This is a genomic window from Streptomyces sp. TS71-3 (assembly GCF_018327685.1).
Classification (GTDB): domain Bacteria; phylum Actinomycetota; class Actinomycetes; order Streptomycetales; family Streptomycetaceae; genus Streptomyces.
In genome coordinates this window covers 425,429-439,727 of the sequence record NZ_BNEL01000003.1, presented here as the reverse complement: position 1 = coordinate 439,727, position 14,299 = coordinate 425,429, and the positions used below count along the sequence as shown (strand labels likewise).

The window sequence follows — 14,299 nt, the reverse complement described above, 5'->3', positions numbered from 1 at the left end:
CGTTGATCACGACTTAGGCCCGCCGGACGGCTCGTCACGTCATGGAGACGGCGTCCGGCTCGGGTACCTTGATGCAAATGCGCGTGGTTCCAAGGCTGCCGTGCGCCGGTGGCGTTTCCGGGCGCGCCCCCGACCTGGGGGTGTGCCCCGTTCGACGGGCAGGGCGGAGTTCCGTGCCCGCGTGTTCGACTCCCCGCGGTACGCGTCGCACAGTATGCCGCACGCGTACTCCTTCGCGCTGGAATATGCCCGAAGCGCTTGTTGGGGTGACTGTACGTCAACCATGCTGTCTCGTAGGGGGGTCACGTTCCGTGAACCCTGTAGCTCATCGGAGGCGCAAGGGATGTTCCCCCAGTGCTGGCAGGGCCTGGGCGGTGCCCCCAGGCCGGTTCGGATGGTGTGAGCGGTGCAGGTGCTTCAGTTACAGATCGAGGTCCGGCCCGACCCCGCGGAGGTGGGGCGGGCGAGACGGTGGGCCCGCGCCCGGCTCCAGAGGTCGGGCATCGATGCCCAGGAACCCATTGCGGAGACGCTGATCCTGATCGTCTCCGAACTCGTCACGAACGCGGTGGTGCACACCGGCTGCCCGGCGGTGCTGAGCATCCTGCTGCACGGCGGCCCCGAGGGCGCGCCCGACGCGGCCACCGCCTCCGGAAGCCCGCCCCCGGGCGCGGCACCGGGCGGGCGGGAGGCCGCGGTGCGCACGGTCCGGGTGGAGGTCGCCGACGCCTCCCGGCGTCCCCCGAGGCCCCGGCTCGCGGACGGCGAGGAGACGGGCGGCCGCGGCCTGGCGCTCGTCGACGGCCTCGCGGACCGCTGGGGCTGGGAGCCGTCCGGCGCGGGCAAGCGCATCTGGTGCGAGCTGGACCGCTTCGACGCCTCGCCCGCATCCCGCCCTTCGGCCTGCTGCAACCGCTCGTACCAGGGCGTGGCGGCGTACGAGGCCGTCTGAGGAGGCGTACCCGCGTGGCGGATGCGCCTTTGTGCTCCTCGTGCGGCGGAGAGCGTCAGGAACCCCCGACCGGGTGTTGACGTGACGTGTCCGTTTGATCACGCTTGTGGTCAGCGATTCGCTGTGAGGGGACGTCGAGAGTGCCCAGGGAGCACGTGCTTGACGAGTGCGGGTCGTCGTCGCCGCGGCGTCGGTCACCCCGGGCCCGGAGCCGGGCCGCGGGTCGGGCGCCGGGACCGGGGCCGCCCGCCCCGCCGCCGCTCGCGTCGCGGTCCCTCCGGCCGTCGCCTCCGCTCGCTCTACGGCCGTGCCTGCGTGCCCTGTTCGCCTGAGGTGGCCGCCCCCCCGGTCAGCCCTGTTCGCCCCGTTCGACGAGCCTCGCGAGGTTCTCCAGCGCCATCCGCGTGCCGGTCTCGTTGTCGGCGGCGGGCACGCTGTCGGGGATGCCCTCGTGCACGATGACCACCTCGGTGCCGCCGTCCGCGTCGGCGAGGGTCGTCGTCATCGTCATCTCGCCGCGCATCGACGGATCCGCCGACTCGAACGCGAAGACCTCCACCACCTGCTCGTCCGGCACCATCCGCAGGAAGCGGCCGTGGTAGGTGTCCGTGTGCGCCCCGGACTTGCCGTCCTGGTCCCCGGCGTCGTATGTGAGCGAGACCCGGAACGCGCCGCCCTCGCGCGCGTCGAACTCGTGCACGTGACTGCTCATCCCGTCCGGCACCCGCCACTCGGCGATCGCGTCCGGGTCGACGAGGGCGCGGTAGACGGCCGCCCGGGGGGCGCTCACGCGCCGTGAGATCCGCGTGGAGTACACGGGGGCACTCTACGGCTCGCGGCCCGAAACGGCTCACGGCCCGAAGGGAGCGGTGCCCGCGCGCTGTCCGTTCCTTCCTCTGCCGGCGCTATGCGTTCACCGAGGCGGTCAGGCCGCTCCCGGGAACGCCGTTCACCGGACGGCTGTTGGCGGTGCGGAAGGTGCGCCGGTACGCGCTCGGGGTGACGCCCAGGGCCGCCTGGAGGTGCTGGCGCATGGACTGCGCGGTGCCGAACCCGCAGTCCTGTGCCACCTGGTCGATGGAGAGGTCGGTGGACTCCAGCAACTGCCTGGCCCGTTCGATGCGCTGCTGGGTCAGCCACTGCCCCGGGCTCATCCCGGCCTCCTCGCGGAACCGCCGGGTGAAGGTGCGCACCGACATCGACTCCCGCTCGGCCATGTCCCGCAGCTGGAGCGGTTCGTGGAGCCGCTGGAGCGCCCAGGAGCGCGCGGCGGCGGTGGTCGCCTGCTGCTCCTCGGGCACCGGCCGCTGGATGTACTGGGCCTGCCCGCCGTCGCGGTGCGGCGGGACGACGGTGCGGCGTGCGACCTCGTTGGCGATGGCGGTGCCGTGGTCGCGGCGGACCACGTGCAGGCAGAGGTCGATGCCGGCGGCCACCCCCGCGGACGTGAGGACGTCCCCGTCGTCGACGAAGAGGACGTCCGCGTCGACCTTCGTGCAGGGGAAGAGCCGCTGGAAGTGCTCGGCGTGCGACCAGTGCGTGGTGGACGGCCGGCCGTCCAGGAGGCCGGCGGCGGCCAGCACGTAGCTGCCGGTGCAGATGGAGACCATCCGGGTGCCCGGCCTGACGTACTCCAGCGCGGCGGCCAGCTCCGGGGTCAGCCGGCCCTCCTCGAAGACCGGGCCCAGCTCGTACGAGGCGGGGATGACGACCGTGTCGGCGGTCGCGAGCGCCTGCGGCCCGTTCTCCACCAGCACCGCGAAGTCGGCGTCCGTGGTCACCGGGCCCGGCTCCCGGGCCGAGCAGGTCACCACCTCGTACAGCGGGCGGCGCACGGCGTCCCGCGCCTTGCCGAAGATCCGCTGCGGGATGCCCAGCTCGAACGGGAGCAGGCCGTCCAGGGCCAGCACCACGACGCGGTGCAGCGCGGCGGGCTTCCCAGCGGCGGCGGCTCGGGAGGCGGTGCGGACGGGGGCCGTCTGCGGGCGGGGCAGGGTCATGGCCCGATCCTAGCGAATGCTGTCCCTCGGGCCACTCGTACGGCTGTTCCCTGTCCGCCAGCCTGGGAGCGTGACGCAGACAACCGAAGCTCCCGCCCCTCAGGACGATCCTCAGGACGATCCGGCGGCAGAGGGCGCGCGCTCCCGGCGCCCGCGCCGCGTGATCACGGTGCACCGCGCGTGGTTCGTCGCGGCCGTCACCTTCGTCACCATCATCGGCGCGGCGGCCTTCCGCTCCCTGCCCGGCCTCCTCATCGACCCGCTGCACCAGGAGTTCCACTGGTCGCGCGGCACCATCGGCGCCGCCGTCTCCATCAACCTCACGCTCTACGGGCTCACCTCGCCGTTCGCCGCGGCGCTGATGGACCGTTTCGGCATCCGCAAGGTGGTCGCCGTCGCGCTCACCGTCATCGCGGTGGGCTCTGGGCTGACGGTGTGGATGACGTCGGCCTGGCAACTGCTGCTCTGCTGGGGGCTGCTGGTCGGCCTCGGCACCGGCTCGATGGCGCTGGCGTTCGCGGCCACCGTCACCAACCGCTGGTTCACCGAGCGGCGCGGCCTGGTCACCGGCATTCTCACGGCCGCCTCCGCGTCCGGCCAGCTGATCTTCCTGCCGATCCTCTCCTGGCTCGTGGAGCGGCACGGCTGGCGGCCCGCGGCGGTGACGGTGGCGCTGGCGGCGCTGGCCGTGGTGCCGTTCGTGTGGCTGCTGCTGCGCGACCACCCCGCGGACGTGGGCCTGAAGCCGTACGGGGCAGCGGAGTTCGCGCCGAAGCCGCCGCCGGTGCGGGGCGCCGCGCGGCGCACCCTCGGAGTGCTGTCCACGGCGGCGCGCACCGGCACGTTCTGGCTGCTCGCCGGCACCTTCGCGATCTGCGGCGCGTCCACGAACGGGCTGATCCAGACGCATTTCGTGCCCGCCGCGCACGACCACGGCATGCCCGTCACGGCCGCCGCGTCGCTGCTCGCCGTGGTCGGCGTCTTCGACGTCGGCGGGACGATCGCCTCCGGCTGGTTCACGGACCGCTTCGAGGCGCGCCGCCTGCTGGCCGTCTACTACGCGCTGCGGGGCGTCTCGCTGCTCTTCCTGCCGGTGCTGCTCGGGCCGAGCGTGCACCCGACGATGCTGTTCTTCATCGTCTTCTACGGCCTCGACTGGGTCGCCACCGTGCCGCCGACCGTGGCGCTGTGCCGGGAGCACTTCGGCGACGACAGCGCCATCGTCTTCGGCTGGGTCCTCGCGTCCCACCAGGTCGGTGCGGCCCTCGTCGCCTTCCTCGGCGGCGTCGCCCGCGATGCCTTCGGCTCCTACGACGTGGTCTGGTACGCGGCGGGGGCGCTGTGCGCGGGGGCGGCGCTGATGTCCCTGGTGATCCGCCGCGGGAGCGCCACGGCGGCGGTGACGGCCTGACGGGGGCTGGGCCCGCTAGGTGTTCTGTCCGGGGAGGTTGTGTCCGGCGGATCTTCGTGGATCAGCCTGCGGCGTCTGGTGCCGTGCATCGCAAGGCGGAGGATCGTCCTCGTACGGGGCGTACTCGGATGACTCCGACAACGCGGCGAGGTGCGGTACTGGGGGCACTCCCCCACTGCCCTGAACGGGCGTGGGAGGTACCCCCACCCACGCCCTTCAGGCAGTGGGGGAGTCGCGGGCCCACGAAGATCCGCCGGACACGACCTAAGGGGCGCGGGTTCGGGATACATCCCGCGCTAGCGAGGAGCCGCGATGGGGCGACAGCCGACCGACGGGCGCAAGGGGCTGGGCCCTGGGGTGCCTCCCACGCCCTCAAGGCAGTGGGGGAGCGAGGAGCCGCGATGGGGCGACAGCCGACCGACGGGCGCAAGGGGCTGGGCCCCGACAGGGGGCGCGGGGAACTGCGCAAAAAACCGGCTCCCCGCACCCTGCGTACCGCTCACCCCGCCGCCCGGGTGATGGCGCGGGCGATCCGGCGGGCGTCGCGGGCGACCTCGCGGAGCGTTCCGCTGATCGGCGTCACGTAGCCGGTGAAGAACAGGCCGGGCGTGTGCCGCAGGGCGCGGGGGCCGTTCGTGCGGGGCAGGCCCCGCTCGTCCAGCACGTCGAGGTGGCCCACCAGGTCCTCCAGCGCCTGCCGGTAGCCGGTCGCCGCGATGACCACGTCCGGGGCGATCAGCGTGCCGTCCGCGAGCACCACCTTGTGGTCCTCGAAGGAGGCCACCGCGGCCACCGGTTCCACCCGCCCCTTGCGCACCGCGTTGATCAGCCCCACGTCCTGCACGGGGATCGCCCCCTGCTTGGCGCGCGTGTAGAGGCCGGTCTCGGGACGCGGCAGGCCGTGTGCCGTGAGATCGGGCACGCCCATCCGGGCGATCCGCCGGGCCAGCCGGTCGACCAGCCGCACCGGCAGCCTCCGGCACAGGATGCCCGTCACCTGCGCGGGCCACCCCGCCGTGGTGCGCCGCACGATGTGCGGGGGCGTGCGCACGGCGAGCCGTACCCGTGCCGCGCCGCCCTCCGCCAGGTCGACGGCTATCTCGGCGCCCGTGTTCCCGACCCCGACGACCAGCACGTCCTTGCCGGCGAACGGAGCGGCGTTGCGGTACGCGCGCGCGTGCAGCAACGTGCCCTGCCACGCGTCGAGGCCCGGCCAGCGGGGCAGCTTGGGCGTGTGGTTGTAGCCGGCCGCCACCACCACGGCGCTGGCCACCAGCTCCCGGCCGCCGCTGGCCCGCAGCAGCCACCGGTCACCGCCGTCGCTGCCGGTGCGCTCCACGCGCGAGACCTCCACGCCCGTGACGATCTCCAGGCCGTGGTGCTCGGCGTACTGCTCCAGGTACTTCACCACGTCGGCGCGCGCCACCCAGCGCCCGTAGGCCCGTGGGATCGGCAGGCCGGGCAGCGCTGACAGCCTGCGCGTGGTGTGCAGCCTGAGCCGGTCGTAGTGCTCGCGCCATGCGGAGCCGACGCGGCCCGACTTCTCCAGGACGACGGCCCGTACCCCCCGTGCGCGCAGTGTGTGTGCCACCGCGAGCCCTGCCGGTCCGCCGCCGATGACGTAGACGGGGTGGTCCTGGGAGCCCCGTGCGGCATGGACGCCACTGATGGTCGTTTCTGTGGCCATGTTCGGAGAGTAAGTCCGGGCATTCGTTGATCGGTCCCGGTCAAACACGAAATCGGTTGCGAATAGGTTACGAGGGGGGTGTGCCGCCCGCGGGGGCCGCAAGCGGAGGGTTTCGGGCGGGGGTACGGCGCTCTTGCGTGGGGGTTCGGTGGGGGTATGGCTGGGTTCGATCAGTTTCTGTCTGGTCTGGGCGATCCAGGCGACTCATGAGACCCGGACGGTCCGCACGGTCCGGATGTTTCCGATGGCTCGGAGGGTTCGTATGATCCAGCGAGGTTCAATGGGGCGATGAGCGAAGAAGCGAGAACCGCGGACCAGCACCTCGACGGCGTGCGGGTGCCTTCCGTCGCCGAGATATCCGGGAACGGGCTGCGCCTGCGGCCCTGGCGGCCCGAGTCGGGCGAGGATGCCGAAGCCTGGTTGCGCGGCGTGCTCGACCCGGAGTTCCTGCGCTGGAACACCCCGCTCAGGGCCATCGCCACCCTCGACGACGCACGCGCCTCGCTCCGTGCCCGGCTCGACGACGCCGCGCAGGGCGTCTCCGTGTCGTTCTGCGTGACGGACGCGGCGACCGGCGCCGTCCTCGGCCATATGGGCGTCAACGCCATCGAGCCCCTCATGCGCACCGCCCGCGTCGGCTACTGGGTGCTGCCCGAGGCGCGCGGCCGCCGCGTCGCCCACCGCGCCCTCGCGCTCGCCACGGCCTGGTCCTTCACGGCCACCGGCCTGCACCGCATCGACCTCGGCCACGCCCTCGGCCACGACGCCTCCTGCCGGATCGCCGAGCGCTGCGGATACCGGTACGAGGGGACGCTGCGCGGCGCGATGTTCGAGGAGGGCCGCAAGGACGCCTTCCGCGACGTCCACCTGCACGGCCGGCTGGCCACGGACCCGTACCCGCCGGTGGCGGACGCATAAGCGGCGCCCCGGACGCGTAGGGGGCCTCTGCGGGCGCGTTCGACCCTGCCCCGCAGACACGACCCGGGGACACGACAGCGGCGGGTCGCGGTGTTCGACCGCGGCCCGCCGCTGCGAGACAGGACCCGGGGAGTGGCCCCCCGGCTATTCGGGTGATCGGTGAGCGCCCGGCGGCATCGGAGGTGCCGGTGCCCGTGGGCTCATCTCGTCGGCTTCCTCCCGGTGACGCCCAGGTGCACCAGCAGGGCGAGGTTCGGCTTGATGTCCGCCTGCTTCACCCCCCAGGCCTGGAGGTTCTTCTGGTGGGAGGCGACCGACGCGAGCGTCGTGACCAGCGAGCCGGCCACCGCAGGGGGGCTGACCTCACGGTCGACACGGCCCTTGGCCTGCAGGTCCGCCACGCTCTCGGACAGCGAGTTGAAGACCGAGTTGAGGATCCGCATACGCAGCCTGGCGAAACGCTTGTCGCCTTCGGCGGCGCCGAGATCGATGACGCGGAGAATTGCGTCGTTGCGCCGCCAGAAATCCAGGAAACCGTCGACGAGATCCTGGGCCGTCTGCCATCCGGACTTACCCGCCCAGGAACGGCCGGTCACCAGCTCGCCCAATCCGGCGCCTTCCGACGTCAATTGCTGCGCGAGCTCCAGAACCGCGCCTTCGACGTCCGGGAAGTACTGGTAGAACGTCGCTGGTGAGGTGCCTGCTTTCCGGGCGACATCAATGACCCTGACGTCCCGGTAGGGCGAGGTGCGGAGCATCTCGCCCAGGCACTCCAACAGATTCTGGCGTGTTGCCTGACCTCGCCGTCCGGCCACCCGGCCGTCGACGGTACGTACTTGTCCTGTCATGCCGTCAGCTTACCGACGGGTGATCGGAGCGCGATTCGGCCGACTGCAAATGGGGTTCCCGGGCCGTCTTACGCACAAGAAGGACAGGGCTTGGGAGAGCCGTTGCGCAATCCCGTCGCATTGATGACGTGATTGGTCTAGACCTGAGATGTCCGGGTGATCCATAGTGGTTACCCGTCCGTATCGCAGAATGCGAAGGGAAGAAAAGTCATGCCCAGGAAGACCGCCGCACTGGTCACCGCAGGACTCACCGGCGCCGCCGCCCTCACCGCGGGTCTGCTCGCCCTCGCCGCCCCCGCCGGGGCCGCGTCGCTGCCCTGCAACCTCACGAGCAACGGCAGCACCACCTCCGCCACCTGCTACAGCGGCTCCTCGTACACCTGGCGGCTGGTCGCCGACTGCTCCGACGTCAGCGACCCGCGCAACCCCTCGCACGTCACCACCCTGTACGGTGACTGGCACACGGGTGACGGCACCGAGACGCTCACCTGTGGGAGCGGGCTGAGGGCGAACGGGCACCTCGAAGCGGCCTGACCTCGCGGGGCGCGGCCGGGGGCGTGGCTCCGGTGGGCGTGCGCTGATCGTTTGCGTGCGCCCCTAGGTCGTGTCCGGCGGATCTTCGTGGATCAGCCTGTGGCGTCTGGTGCCGTGCATCGCAAGGCGGAGGATCGTCCTCGTACTGGGCGTACTCGGATGACTCCGACAACGCGGCGAGGTGCGGTGCTGGGGGCATTCCCCCACTGCCCTGAACGGGCGTGGGAGGTACCCCCACCCACGCCCTTCAGGCAGTGGGGGAGTCGCGGGCCCACGAAGATCCGCCGGACACGACCTAGCCCCCGCGGCGCCCCTGTCTTCCGCCGGGCTCCGGTGTGGAGGGCGCCGGTGCCGGGCGCCGGCGTGCACTGTTCGGCGTGGCCGCGCGCCGGTGGGGGTGCGGGTGGCTTGCGTGCAACCGGTCATGTGTCGGTTCGTCGTGGTTGTTCGCGCAGTTCCCCGCGCCCCTGATCGGGCGCTGCCCCTTGCGGCCGTCCGTTGGCTCTCGGTCCGTCGTGGCTTCTCGCTCCCCCACTGCCTTGAGGACGTGGGAGGTACCCCCACCCCGCGCCCCTTCGGGGCTCGTCGGTGGCCGGATGGTGTTGTCTGCGTCCCCTTTCGGGGTGTTCCGTGTCCACAATGTGACCAGTGATTCGCCTGATGTCTGCGGGGCAGGCTGCTCAAGAGGGGTTGTTTTCCTGCGCAGTCGCTTGATACGTCCTTGTTTGTCCCGGACACCCTCGTCCTCACCCGGGTTCGCAACCGGCGCTCCGGACAGGAAGAATCAGGGTGCGTGCCGCCACGGCGGTCGGTGGTGGGTGAGACGCTGCACGGAGCCGTTGCGCTGCACGGCCGTACGGGGAGGTGGCAGGCAGGTGGACCAGCTGACGCAGCAGGATCCGAGACGGATCGGGCCCTTCGAGGTGCTGGCCCGGCTCGGGGCCGGAGGCATGGGCCTCGTCTATCTCGCGCGCTCGGCCTCCGGCCGGCGTGTGGCGATCAAGACGGTCAGAACGGAACTGGCCGAGGACCAGCTCTTCCGCGTCCGCTTCACCCGCGAGGTGGAGGCCGCCCGCGCCGTCTCCGGCTTCTACACGGCCGCGGTCGTGGACGCCGATCCGCGTGCCGCCGTGCCGTGGCTCGCCACCGCCTACGTGCCCGCGCCCTCCCTTGAGGAGATAGTGAACGCGCAGGGTCCGCTGCCCGCCCAGGCGGTGCGCTGGCTCGCCGCGGGCATCGCGGAGGCGCTGCAGTCCATCCACGGCGCGGGCCTGGTGCACCGCGACCTCAAGCCGTCCAACGTGCTGGTCGTCGAGGACGGCCCGCGCGTGATCGACTTCGGGATCGCGAGCGGCGTCTCCAACACCCGGCTGACGCTGACCAACGTCGCCGTGGGCACGCCCGCGTACATGTCCCCCGAGCAGGCGAAGGACTCCCGCAGCGTGACCGGCGCGAGCGATGTCTTCTCGCTCGCCTCGACCCTGGTCTTCGCCGCCACCGGCCACGCGCCCTACCACGGCGCGAACCCGGTCGAGACGGTCTTCATGCTGTTGCGCGAGGGACCCGACCTGGCCGGCCTGCCCGACGAGCTGCGTCCGCTCATCGACTCCTGCATGCAGATGGACGCCGCCGCCCGGCCCAGCCCGGCCGACCTCCAGGCGCAGCTCGCGCCGCACCTCTTCGCGGGGTCGGACGACGACAGCGGCTCGGCCTCCGCGTGGCTCCCCGAGACCGCGGTGGCGCTGATCGAGGCCCGCCGCGCCGGCCGTCCGAACCCCAAGCCGGTCCAGGACGGCGCACGCCACCGTGCCGCCGTCCCGCCGCCTCCGCGGCACGCCCCGGCGCATCCGCCGGTGCCGGCCCAGGCCGTCACCGGCGGCCCCGCCCTCGACGGGCACGGCCCCGCGCGGGTGGCGCAGGGCGACTCGGTGCAACTGGGCGGCTCGCAACTGGCCATCGGCCCCGGACCGCGGGTGGTCGACGCCCGTGCCACCGCCATGCACGCCGCCCCGGCCGCCGCCGAGACAGGCCTGGCGGCCTCCTGGACGCGGGGCAGGTCCGGCCCGGCCGGTGACGCGCTCGGGGCCGCACCCGCGGTGCCCCCGCCACCGGTGGGCGCGCCGGACGGCCCCTCCACCTGGCGGCCGTGGCGGTTCAGGATGTCGAACGACGTGTGGGGCACGCCCGCCGTCGCCGGCGACCTCGTCTACGTCACCTCCTTCGAGGTGCACGCGCTGGACGTGGCCACCGGGCGGCGCAGGTTCAAGACCCGTGACGTCGCCTGGTCGATGGCCGTCTCGGACGGGCGCATCCACGCCTCCGACGGCCCCACGCTCTACGCGCTGGACGCCCGCGAGGGCACCGACCTGTGGCGGCTGTCCACGGACGGCTGGGTGTACTCCCTGAAAGCCGACCGCGGCACCGTCGTCACCGGCACGCGCGGCGGCGGAGTCCAGGCCTGGGAGGCGTCCAGCGGCCAGCAGCTGTGGGAGCTGAGCGGCGCCCAGGCGGACTTCGAGGCGCCCGAGTCGGGGCCCGTCGTCCACGACGGCACGGTCTACGTCTGGCAGGACGCCCGGCTGCGCGCGCTGGAGGCACGCACCGGCGACGAGCGGTGGTCGTACCCCATCGGGGATGCGGCCTCCTGCGGCGGCGTGCCGATGCGGGTGACGCCGGCGTCGGACGGCAACGTCTACGTGTGCGCGGGCACGCGCGCGCTCGCCGTCGACGTCGCCTCCGGGCACGTCCGCTGGCACTTCGAGGCGCCCGCCGTCTTCCTCTCCCCGCCGGCGTTCGCGCCCGGACCCTCCGTCACGGGCGGCGGCGTGTACCTCGCCGACTACCTCGGCACGGTGTACGCCCTGGACGCCACGGACGGCCGCGACCGGTGGCGGATCGCCACGGAGGCCCGTGCCTCCGCCGAGCCGGTGCTGATCGAGGGCGGGCACGTGCACGTCGGCTCCGGCAAGGGTCTGTACACGCTCGACGCCGTGACCGGTACGCCCAAGTGGCGCTTCCAGGCGGGCGGGGACGTGGTCGGGTCGCCGGTGGTGGCCGAGGGGCGTATCCACTTCGGGTCCACGGACCACCTGCTGTACACGCTCAAGGCCGACGACGGGCGGCTGCGGTGGAAGCTGGCCACCGGGGGCGAGATCACCGGGGCGCCGGTGGTGCAGGGCGGTGTGGTGTACGCGTGCAGCAAGGATCGGTGCGTGTATGCACTTGACGCGGAACGGGGCACCGGTACCGCCCGGGCCTGACTCGGGGCTCCGCCCCGGTGCGCTGACTTCGGTGTCCTCCGGCTGTGGGGTTTCGCCCCGGGGCGGCGGGGCCACCTTCCTCCTGCGGAGGGCCACCAGGGGTGGCCCTCCGCGGTTTGGTTACGGCCGCCGGGGCTTTTTGCGCAGTTCCCCGCGCCCCTGATCGGGGCCCGAACGGGCCCTCGCGCCCGCGCACGCGCGACGGCCGAACGCCACGCCCGCCCGAACACGTCCGCCCGAACACGCCCGCCCGAACACGCCGCGGCGAAAGCTCCCGGGCTTGCTGTGCGGAGTTCAAGCCACCGTGCACGCACGGTTATTGACCATGTGAGAGGGGGATGACAGGCTGGAGGAGTTTGGTGGCTATGTGTGCATATTGTTCACAAGGTGACCGTCGAGGGGTCAGGGCATACGGGGGGGCGGCCACGCGCAGCATCGACACCTATCGCAGCGCGCTGAGACGGCGTATGAACGACGAATCGCTCGCGTCCTTCATGCCGCTCGGTATCCGGCGCGCGACGGCGGCGGAGCACAGCGCGAGTTCCGTGCAGTTACGCGAACTGATCGCCAACCGCACCGAAATCCGCATCGCCGTGCTCGGAAATCCAGGGGCGGGAAAGACCACCCTGGCCAAACAACTCTGCCTGGGCCTCCTCGAATCCGATGAGCAGAACGTTCCCGTCTTCCTGGAGCTGAAGCGGTACCACCCGGACACGCGTGACGTGCGGGCGCTGTTCGAGAGGCAGACCCAGGGCGTCCTGGGGGAACGGAGCGCGGGAGCGGGCAGCGGCGTGTCCGTGCTGGTCCTCGACGGGCTGAACGAAGTCGCGGACGGGCTGATGAACGAGGCCATCAGCGATATCGAGGACTTCGCCGACTCGCCCGACCTCCAGGACACCCCCATCGTCGTCACGTGCCGCACGGTCGACTACCCGACCATGTTCACCACGTCCTTCGCCCGCTACTCCGTGGTGCCGGTGAGCGAGACGCTGGCGCGGGAGTACCTCGCCGACCGGCTGGGCGCACGGCGGGCGCAGACGCTCTGGGAGCGCATGCCCAAGCACATGGTGAGCCTGTGCCGCTCGCCCCTGATGCTGGGCATGCTGGCGTTCATCCTCCTGGACGGCGAAGGCACCGAGCGGGACCTCCCGCGCAACCGCAGCGCGCTGTACGGCACGTTCCTCGGGCGCCTGGAAGCGCGCAGCCGGGAGAACGCGCGCGTCCAGACCCCCGAGGACATCCGCGAGTCCGGCCTGGCCTTCCTGGCGTACCAGCTCCAGAACGAACGCTTCGAGGTCCCGCTGCGCGACCTCCAGGCCATCCTCACCGAGTTCTTCGAACCGAGCTGGCAGATACCGATAGGGACGTTCCAGCGCGAGATCCTCGACCTGCCGCCGATGGGCGCCGTCGGCGAACAGCGGCCGGCCGCGGTGGCGTCCCGCTCCTTCATGCACCAGAGCATCCAGGAGTACTACACGGCGGTCCGCCTGAAATGGGCTCTGAGTGCGAAGTCGGACGTGCGGATCAAACTCTCCGACCTGGCGCCCTATCTTGCACCCGGGGAAGTCGCCTGGCACGAGACGTTCGGATTCCTCAGCGGCATGCTCGACGACTCCACCGACCTGGTCAGGACCGCGCGCAGGGAGGGGAACCTCTCCCTGGCCGCCCTGTGCGTCGAGCACGCCGGGCACGTGGAGGCCGCCCAGGTCGACGACTTCATCTGCCGGACGCTGGACGAGTTCAAGTACGGCGAGGCGTTCGACTACCGGCTGATCTTCCTGTTGCAGCAGGTCGTCGACCGCAGGGGTCCCGACTTCCCGGCCCGCGCCGTCGACGACATCGGCTACTGGGCCGACAGGTACAGCAGGTTCACCCCGCAGGAGCTGGGCGCCGCCGTCTCGCACGACGAACTCGTGGCCCTGGCCTCGGGCGGCTCCCCGCACGAGGGACTCGACGCCGTGTGGACCCTCGGCAGGCGCAGGGCCGCCGGTGCGGTCGAGCTGCTGGAGCGGCTGGCGCAGCAGGTGACCGCCGACGACTCGCTCCGCGAGCACAGCGTCGTCGCGCTGGGCCGCATCTCCGATCCCCGCTCGCTGCCCGTGCTGAAGCACATCGCGATGTCGGACGGGGAGTCCCGCTGGCTGCGCTCGTACGCGCTGCACGCCGTGGGAACGTACGCCACCGCCGAGGCCGTCGAGGTGCTCGCGGACTACCTGGAGCGTTCGGACACCGCCCCCTTCGCCGACGACGCCGCCTGGGCACTGAGCGGCCTGGCGGACTCCCACCCGGAGCTCGTCGGCCCCGAACTGCCCCGGATCCTCCGCGTGCTGGACGGCCAGGCCGACCGCTACACCAAGGGCTGCCTGCTCTTCGTCATCGGCTGCGGGCGGTTCCGGGAGGCGGTCGGGGACGTGCTGCGGTACCTGGAGAGCGAGACCGATCCCTACATCCTGGAGGACGGCTGCCATGCGCTGGGCGCGCTCGGGGACCCCGCGGCCGTCGCCTTCCTCGCGCGGATGGCCGACCCCGCGCGGATGAGCGACGCCATGGTGCGGCGGCAGGCGCTGCGGTCCCTGCTGCTGGTGGCGGGCCCCGGCGCGCCGGGCCTCGACGCCGCCCGGCACGACCCCGTCCCGTTCGTCCGCGACGTCGTCACCGGTGGCGGCTCCCCCGGCGAGAGGAGTTGACG

Annotated in this window: 10 protein-coding genes; 6 read left to right on the top strand and 4 right to left on the bottom strand. The window is 72.3% G+C overall.

Annotation, left to right across the window (positions count from 1 at the left end; all coding sequences use genetic code 11):
* Window positions 1-406 precede the first annotated feature (406 nt).
* Window positions 407-952, top strand: coding sequence for an ATP-binding protein (locus Sm713_RS26320; protein WP_212912563.1), 546 nt, complete (start codon window positions 407-409; stop codon window positions 950-952).
* Between the two features lie 349 nt (window positions 953-1,301).
* Here the strand turns inward: Sm713_RS26320 and Sm713_RS26315 are convergent, their stop codons facing one another.
* Complete coding sequence (locus Sm713_RS26315) at window positions 1,302-1,769, bottom strand: SRPBCC family protein (protein ID WP_212912562.1); 468 nt, start codon at window positions 1,767-1,769, stop codon at window positions 1,302-1,304.
* Window positions 1,770-1,857: 88 nt separating this feature from the next.
* Window positions 1,858-2,952, bottom strand: coding sequence for a GlxA family transcriptional regulator (locus tag Sm713_RS26310; RefSeq protein WP_212912561.1), 1,095 nt, complete (start codon window positions 2,950-2,952; stop codon window positions 1,858-1,860).
* 70 nt (window positions 2,953-3,022) lie between these two features.
* Between Sm713_RS26310 and Sm713_RS26305 the strand changes: the two genes are divergently transcribed.
* Complete coding sequence (locus Sm713_RS26305) at window positions 3,023-4,363, top strand: MFS transporter (protein ID WP_374196070.1); 1,341 nt, start codon at window positions 3,023-3,025, stop codon at window positions 4,361-4,363.
* A 499-nt stretch (window positions 4,364-4,862) separates the two neighbouring features.
* Here Sm713_RS26305 and Sm713_RS26300 read toward each other — a convergent pair whose 3' ends face one another.
* Window positions 4,863-6,050 (bottom strand): NAD(P)/FAD-dependent oxidoreductase, encoded by a 1,188-nt coding sequence (locus Sm713_RS26300; protein WP_212912560.1) that lies wholly within the window; start codon window positions 6,048-6,050, stop codon window positions 4,863-4,865.
* Between the two features lie 288 nt (window positions 6,051-6,338).
* On the opposite strand from Sm713_RS26300, the gene Sm713_RS26295 reads away from it, so the two are divergent.
* Entirely contained in the window at window positions 6,339-6,968 is a 630-nt protein-coding gene (locus Sm713_RS26295; RefSeq protein ID WP_212912559.1) for a GNAT family N-acetyltransferase, read from the top strand.
* Window positions 6,969-7,168: 200 nt separating this feature from the next.
* Here Sm713_RS26295 and Sm713_RS26290 read toward each other — a convergent pair whose 3' ends face one another.
* The gene (locus Sm713_RS26290) at window positions 7,169-7,816 is read right to left on the bottom strand and encodes a TetR family transcriptional regulator (RefSeq protein ID WP_212912558.1); all 648 of its coding nucleotides are present in this window, start codon (window positions 7,814-7,816) and stop codon (window positions 7,169-7,171) included.
* A 210-nt stretch (window positions 7,817-8,026) separates the two neighbouring features.
* Here Sm713_RS26290 and Sm713_RS26285 point away from each other — a divergent pair, with 210 nt between their 5' ends.
* The 3 genes from Sm713_RS26285 to Sm713_RS26275 all read left to right on the top strand — a co-directional run bounded on the left by Sm713_RS26285 (window position 8,027) and on the right by Sm713_RS26275 (window position 14,297).
* Window positions 8,027-8,350, top strand: coding sequence for a hypothetical protein (locus Sm713_RS26285; protein ID WP_212912557.1), 324 nt, complete (start codon window positions 8,027-8,029; stop codon window positions 8,348-8,350).
* Window positions 8,351-9,225: 875 nt separating this feature from the next.
* Window positions 9,226-11,610: a PQQ-binding-like beta-propeller repeat protein gene (locus Sm713_RS26280; protein WP_212912556.1), complete on the top strand. Its 2,385-nt coding sequence runs from the start codon at window positions 9,226-9,228 to the stop codon at window positions 11,608-11,610.
* A 467-nt stretch (window positions 11,611-12,077) separates the two neighbouring features.
* Window positions 12,078-14,297: an NACHT domain-containing NTPase gene (locus Sm713_RS26275; protein WP_212912555.1), complete on the top strand. Its 2,220-nt coding sequence runs from the start codon at window positions 12,078-12,080 to the stop codon at window positions 14,295-14,297.
* The last annotated feature ends 2 nt before the right edge of the window (window positions 14,298-14,299 follow it).